The following is a 12,126-nucleotide window of genomic DNA, read 5'->3' on the forward strand; positions in this document are numbered from 1 at the left end:
TTTCCGCCGTGATAAGCTTGATCTCGATCAAGCGTCCTCAATGAAGGTTAGGAAGGATGCCGTTTCTCCCGCGCGCCCGGCGCGCCTCGTCTGATCGAGGTGAGTGCGCGCCGCGTGGCCCCGCCTAGGCTGAACCGCTCGCCGATGACGGAGCTCCTGCATGTCCGATCCCAAGATGCCGAGCCGCCGCGCGCTGCGCGTGCTGGCGCTGCTCGCCGCCTTCGTCGCGCTGATCTGGGTGGTAATCTTCGTCGGCGAGAATGTCGCGCACTATCGCTCGCTGGCGAAGCAGCAGCGCGCCGGCGAGCCCGGCGGGGTGCCGCGCCGGCCTCAGCCGTAGGCGCGCCAGAAGAACACCGCGGTGGTGGCGGCGGTGACCAGGATCGTCCAGCCGCGCACCACCCCCGCGGGCAGTCGCTTGCCCACGCTCGCGCCGGCCCAGCCGCCGAGGGTCCCGCCGAGCAGCATCGGCGCTCCGGCCTGCCAGCGCACCAGCCCGGTGGTGATGAACACCAGCGCCGCGGCGGCATTGGCCATCGCCAGCATCAGCGTGCGCGGCGCGAACAGCGCGCGCGGGCTGGCGCCGGCGAGCAGGCCGTAGGTCGCGGTCAGCATGATCCCGACGCCGCCGCCGAAATAGCCGCCATAGGTGCCGAGCAGCGCCTGCGCGACGAACAGGCTGCGCCGCCCGATCGTGACCCGTCGCGCCAGCCACGCCGCCCCGGCCGGGCCGAGCACGATCGCCACCAGCGCCACCAGCAGCAGCCACGGCACGATCAGGTCGAAGGCGCGGCTGGGCGTCACCACCAGCAAGGTGCTGCCGACCAGTCCGGCGAGGAAGGTCACCGCCGCCAGCCGGCGCAGCGACACGCCCGCGACCGGGCCGAGCTCGTCGCGGAAGCTCCACACGCTCGCCCCCGCGCCGGGCAGCAGCGCGACGTTGGAGGTGGCATTGGCGACGTTGGCGGGCAGGCCGAGGCCGAGCAGCGCCGGCAGCGTGGCGAAGGTGCCGCCACCCGCCAGCGCGTTCATCGCGCCGCCGACCGCGCCCGCCCCGGCCGCCAGCGCGACCGCGCCCCACTCAGCCAAGCGCCGCCTGCTTCTCCGCCGCGATCCGGTCGAGCTCCGCGCGGCTCTTCTTCTCGGCCGCGGTCTTGAGCTGGCCGCAGGCGGCGTCGATGTCGCGGCCGCGCGGGGTGCGCACCGGCGCCGAGATGCCGCCCTCGAAGATGATCTCGCTGAAACGGCGCACGCGCTCGGGCGTCGACGTCTCGTAGGCGGCGCCGGGCCAGGGGTTGAACGGGATCAGGTTGACCTTGGCGGGCAGCTGATAGTGGCGCAGCAGCCGCACCAGCTCGTGCGCCTCCGCGTCCGAGTCGTTCTTGTCCTTGAGCATCACGTACTCGAACGTGATGCGGCGCGCGTTGTTGGCGCCGGGATAGTCGGCGCAGGCCTGGAGCAGCTGCTCGATGCCGTATTTGCGGTTGAGCGGCACGATCTCGTCGCGCACCTCCTTGGTCACCGCGTGGAGCGACACCGCGAGATTGACCCCGATCTCCTCGCCCGCGCGCGCCATCATCGGCACCACGCCCGAGGTGGAGAGCGTGATTCGGCGTTTGCTGAGCGCGAGGCCGTCGCCGTCCATGACGAGCTTGAGCGCGTCGCGTACCGCGTCGAAATTGTAGAGCGGCTCGCCCATGCCCATCATCACGATGTTGGTGAGCATGCGGCCCTCGGGCTGGCTCGGCCACTCGCCGAGCGAGTCGCGCGCCAGCATCACCTGGCCGACGATCTCGCCCGCGGTCAGGTTGCGCACCAGCCGCATCGTGCCGGTGTGGCAGAAGGTGCAGTTGAGCGTGCAACCGACCTGGCTCGACACGCAGAGCGTGCCGCGGTCGGCGTCGGGGATGAACACCGCCTCATAGTCCTGCCCGTCGGGCGAGCGCAGCAGCCACTTGCGCGTGCCGTCGCTGGAGACCTGCGCCTCCACCACCTCGGGGCGGCCGATCACGAAGCGCTCGGTCAGCCACGGGTGCTGCGCCTTGGCGATGTCGGTCATCAGCGCGAAATCGGTGGCGCCGCGATTGTAGATCCAGTGCCAGATCTGCTTGGCGCGCAGCTTGGCCTGGCGCGGCTCGAGCCCGGCGGCGGCGAGCGTCTCGCGCAGCTGGTCCTTGGACAGGCCGATCAGGTCGACGCGACCGTCGGGGCGCGTCGCCGCGGCGCGCGGGACGGGCACGGGATCGATGTGCCCCGGGATGGGCATGGCGGCGGCCGGCTCTGTCAGCATCGCGCGCACATAGGCGATGTGTGCGCGATTTTCCAGTTCGGCGTGGGCGGCGGGATCTGCTTCTGCCACGACGGGCGTATCGATTCTTCCTCGCAGGGGGAGGTGGCAGCCCGCAGGGCTGACGGAGGGGTGACCCGGCCCGCGGTTCCTGCTGGTCTCACGACACGCGACACCGCTTCGTCGTGCTGCGCCCTTACCCCTTCAAGGGGGGATGCTCCGGCCGCCAACACCCTTCACTCGCTCGCCCTAGAAGCAGCGTTCTCACCCGCCGGCGCATCCCAGTTGCGCCGCGTCGATCGCGGTGGGCGCGCCGGCGAGCGTGTAGCTGTCCGCGATGGCGCGCCCCGCGCGGTCGGCAGTGGTGAGCGTCATCAGCCGTCCCGCGCGCAGCGCCGCGACGATCGCGCGGTCGGTAGCGGCGTCCGGCGCGCGCGCGCTCGTCACGTCGCCCGCCAGTGCGAAGCGCCGCTCGCCTACCGCCAGCGTCACGCGGGCGTCGGCGCCGCGCGGACGCGACAGGCGGAAGTACACGCTGGGCGCGCGCGCCGGGCCGGCACGCGCCACCACGCTGGCGAAACCGCCGCGGCGATCGGTGGACCCGTCGTCGCGCACCGGCTGCGCGATCGCGTAGCAGCGTGGCGGCGCGCCCTCGCGTAGCGCCGCCCAGCGCTCCCACACGCCGAGAGCACCGCGCTCCGCCGCCAATGCCAGCGCTACCGCGATCAGCAAGATCCTGCCTCCTCCGCCTCCCTTCGCTCACCTACGAAGCGCTGTGGCCCATAAGCAACGGTTTTTCCTGTTTATGTGAGGTTCATGCAACGACGCGCGCGTTAACTAATTGACCCCGCACGCCCCAGGGTCGGGGCGAGAGGACTGGAGTGAGACATGCGTAAGCTTGCATTTGCCACCGCCGCGGCCGCGTTCGGCGTCGCGCTGGCAACCCCCGCGCTGGCACAGAACGGCGACTTCAGCGGCCCGCGGCTCGAGGCGCTCGCCGGCTACGACAATCTGCAGGACGGCGGCGACGGCGATTCCGAGGGTCGCGAGGGCTTCACCTACGGCGCGCTGCTCGGCTACGATTTCCAGCGCGGCAACATCGTCTACGGGATCGACGGCGAGATCACCGACGCGACCACCAAGAGCCGCAGCTACAACGAGGTGACCGCGGGCGACCGCTTCTCGGTCGAGGCGGGACGCGACCTCTATATCGGCGGCCGGCTCGGCTACGTGATCTCGCCCGCGGCGATGATCTACGCCAAGGGCGGCTACACCAACGCGCGCGTCGAGAGCCGCTACCAGCCCAACACCGGCGCGGACAGCGAACTGGTCGACAAGGCCGACCTCGACGGCTTCCGCCTGGGCGCCGGGCTCGAGTACAAGCTCACCCCGACCGCCTTCGTGAAGGGCGAGTATCGCTACTCGCACTACGGCGAGATCGAGGGCTACAACATCGACCTCGACCGTCACCAGCTGATGGCCGGCCTCGGTATCCGCTTCTGAGACTAGCCCGGTGAGGCCAAGACGCCACGGAGGCAGACGTGCTCCTGCGCACGCAGGAGCCCAGAGCCGAGAGCGCCGGCCTGCGTGACCCTGGGTTCCTGCGTTCGCAGGAACACGGGGCGCACCGCGCACTCATATAGACGCGAGGGGCCGGGGCGCTTGCTCCGGCCCTTCACTTTTGGCTAGGACGAGTCGGCCAATTGCCCCTGGTGAGTGACCTGCGGGCCCGGGGGACGTGACGATGAAGGCGACGATCGAACGCGCGACGCTGCTCAAGGGGCTGAGCCACGTGCAATCGGTGGTGGAGCGCCGCAACACCATCCCGATCCTCTCCAACGTGCTGCTCGAGGCCACCGCCGAGGGCCAGCTGCGGCTGATGGCGACCGACCTCGACCTCCAGATCAACGAGAGCGTCGCCGCCGCGGTCGACCAGCCCGGCGCCACCACGGTCTCGGCGCACACCTTGTTTGACATCGCGCGCAAGCTGCCCGAGGGGTCGCAGGTCTCGCTCGCCGCGGCCGAGGGCCGCGTCACGATCGTGGCGGGGCGCGCGCGCTTCTCGCTCGGCACGCTGCCGCGCGACGACTTCCCGGTGATCGCGGAGGGCGAGCTGCCGGTCCAGTTCGAGCTGCCGGTCGACACGCTCACGCAGATCATCGACAAGACGCGCTTCGCCATCTCCACCGAGGAGACGCGCTATTATCTCAACGGCATCTTCCTTCACGTTGCCGAGGGCGTGCTCAAGGCGGCGGCGACCGACGGGCACCGGCTGGCGCGCGTGACGGTCGACCAGCCCGAGGGCGCCGCCGCCATGCCCGACGTGATCGTGCCGCGGAAGTGCATCGCCGAGCTCCGCAAATTGCTCGACGAGGTGGACGGTTCGGTCGGCGTGTCGCTGTCGGGCACCAAGATCCGCTTCGATCTCGGCAGCGCGATCCTCACCTCCAAGCTGATCGACGGCACCTTCCCCGATTACAGCCGCGTGATCCCGACCGCGAACGACAAGATCCTCAAGCTCGATCCCAAGAGCTTCATGCAGGGCGTCGACCGCGTCTCGACCATCGCTACCGAGAAGACGCGGGCGGTGAAGATGGCGCTGGACCGCGACAAGATCACGCTGTCGGTGACCAGCCCGGAGAACGGCACCGCGGCGGAGGAAGTGCCGGGCGACTATGCCGCGATGCCGTTCGAGATCGGGTTCAACAGCCGCTATCTGCTCGACATCCTCGGCCAGATCGACACCGACCTGGTGGAGGTCCACCTCGCCGACGCCGCCGCGCCGACGCTGATCCGCGAGAACGACAAGAGCCCCGCGCTCTACGTGCTGATGCCGATGCGCGTGTGAGGTGCCATCTCGCGAGCCGCCTGGCTCGCGGGATGGGAGCGCACCCGGCCGCCGTCAGCGGACGCCCGGTCGCGCCCCGACTGTCGTGCTCGACAGCGAGTCGAGCGCGCGGTTGAGCGCGAGCAAATTGACGTGCGAGGCGCCGAGCATCGGGGCCTCCGCCTGCGCCGCGACGAGTTCGCGCACCCGCTCCACCGCCAGGCCGCGCACGCGTGCGATGCGCGGCGCCTGCGCCAGCGCGCTCGCCGGCGAGAGATCGGGGTCTAGCCCCGAGCCGCTCGCGGTCACCAGATCGGCCGGGAGCAGGCCCGCGATGCCCTCCGCGCGCCGCTTCGCCACGTCGAGCTTCACCCGGTCGACGAGCACCTGGCTCGCCGGGCCGAGGTTGGAACCCGAGGAGGACAGACCGTCGTAGCCCTTGCCCGCCGCCGAGGGACGTGACTGGAAGTAGCGCTCGGTCGTGAACGCCTGACCCACGACGGTCGAGCCGATGACGGTACCGCGTGGATCGTGCACCAGGCTGCCGTTGGCCTGGTTTGGGAAGATCGCCTGTCCGATGCCCGTCATGGCGAGCGGATAGGCGATGCCGAGAAGAGCGGCGAACAGGATCGTCATGACGATCGCCGGCCGCAGTGCGGAAGAGAAATCCTTGCCCATCTTCTATCTCCTTAGGCGAGGCCCAGGCCGCCGACGACGAGGTCAATCAGCTTGATGCCGACGAACGGGGCGAGCAGGCCACCGAGCCCGTAGACCGCGAGGTTGCGCGCCAGCAGCGGGCCCGCGGCCATCGGCCGGTACGTCACGCCCTTGAGCGCGAGCGGCACCAGCAGCGGGATGATCAGCGCGTTGAAGATGATCGCGCTGAGGATCGCCGACTGCGGCGTCGCCAGTCCCATCACGTTGAGCACCCCCAGCCCGGGATAGAGCGCGACGAACATGGCGGGGATGATCGCGAAATACTTCGCCACGTCGTTCGCCACCGAGAAGGTGGTGAGCGCGCCGCGTGTCATCAGCAGCTGCTTGCCGAGCCCGACCACCTCGATCAGCTTGGTCGGATCGCTGTCGAGATCGACCATGTTGCCCGCCTCGCGCGCCGCCTGCGTGCCGGTGTTCATCGCCACGCCGACGTCGGCCTGCGCCAGCGCGGGCGCGTCGTTGGTGCCGTCGCCGCACATCGCCACGAGCTTGCCGCCGGTCTGCTCCTGCCGGATCAGCGCCAATTTGTCCTCGGGCGTCGCCTGCGCGAGGAAGTCGTCGACGCCGGCCTCGGCCGCGATCGCCGCGGCGGTGAGCGGGTTGTCGCCGGTGATCATCACCGTGCGGATGCCCATCGTGCGCAGCGCGCCGAAACGTTCGCGGATGCCGGCCTTGACCACGTCCTTGAGGAAGATCGCGCCGAGCAGGCGGCCGTCCCGCGCCACCGCCAGCGGCGTGCCCCCGGCGCGCGCGATCTCGTCGGTGAGGCGGCGCAGCTCGGTCGCCGCGGCGGTCTCGCCCGCGCCGGCGTTGGCGCGCAGGATCGAGTCGACCGCGCCCTTCTGGATCAGCGTGTCGCCGATTCGCACGCCCGAGACGCGGGTCTGCGCGGTGAACGGGATCACCTCGGCGCCAGCGGGCATCGGTCGCTGCAGGCCGAACCGGTCGCGCGCCAGCACCACGATCGAGCGGCCCTCCGGAGTCTCGTCGGCGAGGCTGGCGAGCAGCGCCGCCTCGGCCAGCTCGACCTCGCTGGCGCCGCCGACGCTGCGGAACTCGCTCGCCTGGCGGTCGCCGATCGTGATCGTCCCGGTCTTGTCGAGCAGCAGCACGTCGATGTCGCCCGCCGCCTCGACCGCGCGACCCGATTTGGCGAGCACGTTGAACCGCACCAGCCGGTCCATGCCGGCGATGCCGATCGCCGAGAGCAGCGCCGCGATCGTGGTCGGGATCAGCGTGATCAGCAGCGCGGCGAGGATCGCCACCGGGATGCTGCCGCCGGTGTAGGCGGCGAAGCCGGGGATCGTCGCGACCGCGATCAGGAAGATGATCGTCAGCCCGACGAGCAGCACGGTCAGCGCCACCTCGTTCGGCGTCTTCTGCCGCTCGGCGCCCTCGACCAGCGCGATCATGCGGTCGAGGAACCCCTTGCCGGGCTCCACCGTCACCTTCACGCGGATCTCGTCGGAGATGACGCGCGTGCCCGCGGTCACCGCCGAGCGGTCCCCGCCCGCCTCGCGGATCACCGGCGCGCTCTCGCCCGTGATCGCGGCCTCGTTGACCGAGGCGACGCCCGAGACGACCTCGCCGTCCGAGGGGATCAGGTCGTTCGTCTCGACCAGCACGATGTCGCCGACGCGGAGCTGGCTCGCCGCCACCTCGTCGTACACGCGCCCGTCTCCCTTCAGCCGCTTGGCGCTGAGCTCGGCCTTGGTGGCGCGCAGGCTCGCCGCCTGCGCCTTGCCGCGCCCCTCCGCCAGCGCCTCGGCGAAGGTGCCGAACAGCACCGTCAGCCACAGCCACGCGACGAGCTGCGCCTTGAACGCGAGCGTCAGCCCGTCGCCGCCGATGTTGATCGTGACCGTCAGCAGCGTCGCCACGCACGCGGTCACGAACATCACCGGATTGCGGATCAGCTCCTTCGGGTTGAGCTTGCGGAAGCTTGCCGTGATCGCGGGCACGACGAGGTCGGCCGTGAACAGGCTCTTGGTCTGGATCTTCGCCATATTGGCCCCCGGTTCAGAACAGCTGGCCGCGGATCATCGCGAGATGATCGGCGATCGGACCGAGCGCGAGGCTCGGCAGGAAGGTGAGGCCGCCCAGGATCAGGATGATCCCGACGAGCAGCCCGACCCACAGGCCGCCGGTGGTCGGGAACGAGCCCGCGCTCTCCGGCGTGTACTTCTTGGCGGCGAGGCTGCCCGCGATGGCGAGCATCGGCACGATGATGAAGAAGCGCCCGATCCACATCGCGACGCCGAGCAGCCCGTCGTAATAGGGCGTGTTCGCGGTCAGCCCGGCGAAGGCGGAGCCGTTGTTCGCCACCGCGCTGGTGAAGGCGTAGAGGATCTCCGAGAAGCCGTGCGGCCCCTTGTTGAGCGGCCCCGCCAGCCCCTGCTGCAGCACCGACGAGAGCGCGGTGAGGCCGAGGATGACGAGCGGCAGCACCGCGATCGCCAGCACCGCCAGCTTCACCTCGCGGCTCTCGATCTTCTTGCCGACATATTCGGGCGTGCGCCCGACCATCAGCCCGGCGACGAACACCGCCAGGATCGCGAACAGCAGGAAGCCGTAGATCCCGCGCCGACGCCGCCGACGACGACCTCGCCGAGCTGCATGTTGAACAGCGGGATCATCCCGCCCAGCGCGGTGAAGCTGTCGTGCATCGCGTTGACCGCGCCGCACGAGGCCGCGGTGGTGATCACCGAGAACAGCGCCGAGGCGGCGATGCCGAAGCGCGCCTCCTTGCCCTCCATGTTGCCGCCCGCGACGCCGAGCTGGTGGAGAACCGGGTTGCCCGCGGCCTCGGCGGCATAGGTCACCGCGGTGCCGGCGAGGAACAGGATCATCATCGCCGCGAGGATCGCCCAGCCCTGCCGCGGGTTGCCCACCGCCTTGCCGAAACACCAGGTCAGCCCGGCGCCGAGCAGGAAGATCGACAGCATCTGCACGAAGTTGGTCAGCGCGGTCGGGTTCTCGAACGGGTGTGCGCTGTTGGCGTTGAAGAAGCCGCCGCCGTTGGTGCCGAGCATCTTGATCGCTTCCTGGCTGGCCACCGGCCCGAGCAGGATCGACTGGCGCGCGCCCTCCAGCGTCTGGACGTCGACGACGCCCGCGAGCGTCTGCGGTACCCCGCTGGCGATGTAGAAGAGCGCGAGCGCGACGCAGAGCGGCAGCAGCAGGTAGAGCGTGACGCGGGTGACGTCGGCCCAGAAGTTGCCGATCGTCTTGGTCTCGCGCCGCGCGAAGCCGCGGAAGAGCGCGAAGGCGAGCGCGATGCCCGTCGCCGCGGACAGGAAGTTGTGGATCGTCAGCCCCAGCATCTGGCTGAGGTTCGACATGGTGCTCTCACCGCCGTAGCTCTGCCAGTTGGTGTTGGCGGTGAAGCTGATCGCGGTGTTGAACGACAGATGCTCGCCGACCGCGCCCAGCCCCTGTGGGTTTAGCGGCAGCACCGCCTGGAGCCGCAGCACGGCATAGGTGAACAGCATCAGCGCGACGTTGAAGAGCAGCATGTGCAGCGCGTAGCGGCGCCATCCCTGCTCCTCGTCGGGGTCGACCCCGGCGAGCGCGTAGATACCGCGCTCGACCGGCGCGAGCACGCGGTGGAGCGGCGTGCGCCGCCCCTCGTACAAGGCGAACAGCCACAGGCCGACCGGCTTGGTCAGCGCGAGCAGCACGCCGGTGAAGGCGAGGATCAGGAACCAGCCCTGCATGGTCATCGGACCGCCTCCTTCAGAAGCGCTCGGGGCGGAGCAGCACCGCCACCAGGTAGACGAGGAGGCCGAGCGCGGTGAGCGCGGCCAGCCAGAGGTCGAGCGTCATGTCGCGTCTCCTCAGGCGTTGTCGCACAGGCGGACATAGGCGAGCGTCAGCGCCACCAGCCCGACCATGATCGCGACCCAGAGCAGGTCCTGCATCCCATCCTCTCCCGTGTCAGAAGGCGGCGGTCAGCGAGGCCAGGACGGTGCCGCCGGCGATGTTGCCGGTGCCGTCCTGCCCCTTGCTGAAGCTCGGCCGCAGATAGGCCGACGACCGGCCCGAGAGGTCGGTGTCGACGTAGCTCAGGCCGAAGGTCAGGTTATGCCAGGTCGCGTCGGCGCCGAGCGACCAGTCCCAGTAGGAACCGGTCGGCGCCACCGCGGTGGCGTTGGGGCCGAGCCCGTCCTGCCCCCAGCTGTGGCCGATATGCGCCTTGGCGGTGAGCGGCGTGCCGGCGAGGGCCAGCGCGCCGTCTCCCCACAGATAGAGGTTGTCGTCCTTGGCGCCGGCGTCGGTGTAGACGCCTGCCGCGGCGTCGGCACCGGTGCGGTACCAGCGCCCGATCGCCTGCTGCTTCGGCGCATAGGCGGCGCCGGCGGTCAGCGTCGCCGCGCCGGCGGTGCCGCTCAGCTTGACATAGGGCTCGGCGAAGTCGGTCTTGTCGGCGCCGCCGGGATACATGTACCAGGTCAGCCCGACGTCGAGCGCGGCGTGGTCGGCCAGTCTGGCCTTGTAGCCGCCGATCAGGTCGAGCTCCATGTTGGCGCCGCCGAACGTGCCCCAGCCCGCCAAATTCGACGCCCAGGTGCCGACGTACAGGCCGCTCTCGTGCGCGACGGTGATGCCGCCCTGTACCGCCATCTGCCGGTCGGTCTGCGACACGCCGCGGAAGCGATAGTCCGACGCGATCGTGGCGGCGCCGCTGACCGTGATCGGCGGTGTCGGCGTGGCGGCGGTGTCGGCCGTGGACTGCGCGCTGGCGGCGGGCGGCGCGCCGGCCATGGCGGCGAGCGCGGCCGCGTGGAGCAACTTCATTCGTCTGATTCCCCGAAGCGGCACCGTCACGCGACGACGCCTTCAAGGCAGGCCGATTAGGCGCAGCGATCGTAGCAATGCGAGATCGATCGGGCGAAACCCCGTATAGTTGGCGTATAGCGCGCGCTTCGTCGCGCCGGCGCGCGCCGCGCCCTTCCACCCGCGACCAAGCCTCTCTATGCGCTGCGCTGTCGCGGGGCGATCGGCGCTGCCTGGTCGGATCCGCACAGGTGCGCCGCGACGCGGACGCGCGATGCCGCGCGCGGGCCTCGGGAGTGTGAGAGATGAATGTCGGTCGGATCGTCAGCTCAGCCCCGGCGCGCGTGATCGCGCGCGGCTGACACTCGCACCGATCTCGACCGACCGATGATCCTGCTCACGCTCTCCGCCCTCACGCTCACCGCCCCCGCCGCGGCGGCGGCGCCGCTCGCCCAGGCGAGGAGCCGCCGCGCGGCCCGCCGCGCGCGCGGCACGCTGCGCCTGCCCGAGCTCGAACTTCCCCCGGTGGTCGTCGAGGCACCCGAGCCCGAGGTGCCGGCGCCGGCGCTCGGCGACGTCGGCGTGAGCCTCGCCAAGATACCCGGCCCGACGATCCCGCCCGAGATCCGCGCCATGCTCGACGCCGCGATCGCCGCCAACGACGAGGCGGGGGTCGCCACCATCGTCAAATATGCGCGCGCGGGCGATCCCGGCTCGGCCGACCTGGTGCTGCGCCAGGCGAGCGACTGGCGCGCGGCGCGGGCGCGCGCGCACGACGAGCGCCTCCAGCAGGCCAGCGCGTTCGAGCTGTGGACCGGCAAGGTCGAGGCGGGCGGCTTCATCTCCACCGGCAACTCGAACATCACCGGGCTGACCGGCTCGGCCGACCTCACCCGCGAGGGGCTGCGCTGGCGCCACCGGCTGCTCGGCCAGGCCGATTTCCAGCGCACCGACGGCGTCACCAGCCGCGAGCGCTACACCTTCGGCTACCAGCCCAACTACAAGGTCAGCGACCGCGCCTATATCTACGGCAATCTCGGGTTCGAGTCGGACCGCTTCCTCGGCTATACCAGCCGCTACGCGGTCTCGGTCGGCGCGGGTTACGGCGTTTTCCGCCGCTCGGGGCTGACGCTCGACCTCGAGGCCGGCCCCGCTTTCCGCCAGACCGACTTCACCGACGATTTCATGCAGAGCAGCCTCGCCGCGCGCGGCAGCATGAACCTGAACTGGGCGCTGATCGGCGGGTTGCGGCTGACCGAGGAGGCCTCGGCCTATCTCGAGCAGTACAACAGCACGGTGCGCAGCGTCAGCGCGCTGGAGGCGAAGCTGCTGGGCCCGCTGTCAGCGAAATTCTCCTACACCGTGCAGTATGAGAGCGAGCCGCGCGACGCCCGGCTCAGCACCGACACGCTCAGCCGATTGTCGCTGGTGTATAGTTTCTGAGGAAGCTCGTCCGGAGGCGTGCCCGAGGTCGAGCCTTATCACCCTCGGCGTGAGCATGGCCGCCGCTCGCGCCGCC

The 12,126-nt window shown here is 70.5% G+C and carries 11 protein-coding genes and 1 pseudogene; 4 read left to right on the forward strand and 8 right to left on the reverse strand.

Going from position 1 to position 12,126, the window contains the following annotated elements:
- Window positions 1–160: 160 nt before the first annotated feature.
- Window positions 161–340, forward strand: a complete 180-nt coding sequence (locus tag FHY05_RS18425; protein WP_183945898.1) for a hypothetical protein — start codon at window positions 161–163, stop codon at window positions 338–340.
- Here FHY05_RS18425 and FHY05_RS18430 read toward each other — a convergent pair.
- From FHY05_RS18430 to FHY05_RS18440, 3 genes are all read right to left on the reverse strand, one after another.
- Window positions 331–1,089 (reverse strand): sulfite exporter TauE/SafE family protein, encoded by a 759-nt coding sequence (locus tag FHY05_RS18430; RefSeq protein ID WP_183945899.1) that lies wholly within the window; start codon window positions 1,087–1,089, stop codon window positions 331–333. The two genes, FHY05_RS18425 and FHY05_RS18430, sit on opposite strands and share 10 nt — an antisense overlap.
- On the reverse strand, window positions 1,082–2,290 hold the full coding sequence (rlmN, locus tag FHY05_RS18435) for a 23S rRNA (adenine(2503)-C(2))-methyltransferase RlmN (protein ID WP_260181692.1): 1,209 nt from the start codon (window positions 2,288–2,290) through the stop codon (window positions 1,082–1,084). The genes FHY05_RS18430 and rlmN overlap by 8 nt, the downstream gene beginning before the upstream one ends.
- 261 nt (window positions 2,291–2,551) lie before the next feature.
- A complete protein-coding gene (locus FHY05_RS18440) occupies window positions 2,552–3,019 on the reverse strand; it encodes a hypothetical protein (RefSeq protein WP_221191300.1) in 468 nt (155 codons plus the stop codon).
- Between the two features lie 156 nt (window positions 3,020–3,175).
- On the opposite strand from FHY05_RS18440, the gene FHY05_RS18445 reads away from it, so the two are divergent.
- Both FHY05_RS18445 and dnaN read left to right on the forward strand, forming a co-directional pair.
- Window positions 3,176–3,790, forward strand: a complete 615-nt coding sequence (locus FHY05_RS18445; protein WP_183945900.1) for an outer membrane protein — start codon at window positions 3,176–3,178, stop codon at window positions 3,788–3,790.
- Window positions 3,791–4,031: 241 nt separating this feature from the next.
- A complete protein-coding gene (gene dnaN, locus FHY05_RS18450; RefSeq protein ID WP_183945901.1) occupies window positions 4,032–5,135 on the forward strand; it encodes a DNA polymerase III subunit beta in 1,104 nt (367 codons plus the stop codon).
- Window positions 5,136–5,189: 54 nt separating this feature from the next.
- Here the strand turns inward: dnaN and kdpC are convergent, their stop codons facing one another.
- From kdpC to FHY05_RS18475, 5 genes and pseudogenes are all read right to left on the reverse strand, one after another.
- Entirely contained in the window at window positions 5,190–5,792 is a 603-nt protein-coding gene (gene kdpC, locus FHY05_RS18455) for a potassium-transporting ATPase subunit KdpC (protein WP_183945902.1), read from the reverse strand.
- A gap of 11 nt (window positions 5,793–5,803) precedes the next feature.
- Window positions 5,804–7,837 (reverse strand): potassium-transporting ATPase subunit KdpB, encoded by a 2,034-nt coding sequence (kdpB, locus tag FHY05_RS18460; RefSeq protein ID WP_183945903.1) that lies wholly within the window; start codon window positions 7,835–7,837, stop codon window positions 5,804–5,806.
- Window positions 7,838–7,850: 13 nt separating this feature from the next.
- Window positions 7,851–9,553 (reverse strand): annotated as a pseudogene (gene kdpA / locus FHY05_RS18465) (potassium-transporting ATPase subunit KdpA).
- A 13-nt stretch (window positions 9,554–9,566) separates the two neighbouring features.
- Window positions 9,567–9,656 (reverse strand): K(+)-transporting ATPase subunit F, encoded by a 90-nt coding sequence (gene kdpF / locus FHY05_RS18470; RefSeq protein WP_132911068.1) that lies wholly within the window; start codon window positions 9,654–9,656, stop codon window positions 9,567–9,569.
- A 111-nt stretch (window positions 9,657–9,767) separates the two neighbouring features.
- Window positions 9,768–10,628, reverse strand: a complete 861-nt coding sequence (locus FHY05_RS18475) for a TorF family putative porin (protein ID WP_183945904.1) — start codon at window positions 10,626–10,628, stop codon at window positions 9,768–9,770.
- 366 nt (window positions 10,629–10,994) lie between these two features.
- Here FHY05_RS18475 and FHY05_RS18480 point away from each other — a divergent pair, with 366 nt between their 5' ends.
- Entirely contained in the window at window positions 10,995–12,050 is a 1,056-nt protein-coding gene (locus FHY05_RS18480) for a YdiY family protein (RefSeq protein WP_260181693.1), read from the forward strand.
- Window positions 12,051–12,126 lie beyond the last annotated feature (76 nt).

This window comes from Sphingomonas sp. BK580, from assembly GCF_014194975.1.
In the GTDB taxonomy this organism is placed as follows: domain Bacteria; phylum Pseudomonadota; class Alphaproteobacteria; order Sphingomonadales; family Sphingomonadaceae; genus Sphingomonas.